A 437-nucleotide genomic window follows, 5' to 3' on the forward strand; every position below is an offset into this window, starting at 1 on the left:
AGCATGGAGCCCCGACCGACGGCGCGCCCCATTCCACCTCGGAGGACGGCCTCTCTGCGTCGGAAAGCGCAGCGGACCATGACGATGCCGAGCTGGACAACGAAGCTGCGGTCGCCGCAACGGAGACCGTCGAAACGGCGGAAGCATCCGACGATGGCCAAGGCAAGAAGCGCCGGCGCGGCAAGCGCGGCGGCAAGCGCAACCGTCGCGAAGACGGTGAAGGCGAGACGGAGGCGGCAGCCGGCGAAACGACCGAGCCTGCCGAGGCTGACGCTTCGCTAAGCGAGCCTGTGTCGATCGAGCCGGTGGCTGCGGCGGCCGCCGAAGAGCCGGCGGCTACTGTGAGCGACGAGGTGCCTAGCACCGAAAAGCCAAAGAAGCCGCGGCGCGCAGCCAAGCCCAAGAAGGCAGCCGCCGAGGCTTCTTTGGCTTTTCGG

Annotated in this window: 1 pseudogene; it reads left to right on the plus strand. The window is 68.4% G+C overall.

Going from position 1 to position 437, the window contains the following annotated elements:
- Positions 1 to 437: pseudogene (locus EOA36_RS36880) on the plus strand (ribonuclease E/G); the annotation flags it as partial.

The sequence above is a fragment of the Mesorhizobium sp. M8A.F.Ca.ET.021.01.1.1 genome, from assembly GCF_003998025.1.
Lineage (GTDB): Bacteria > Pseudomonadota > Alphaproteobacteria > Rhizobiales > Rhizobiaceae > Mesorhizobium.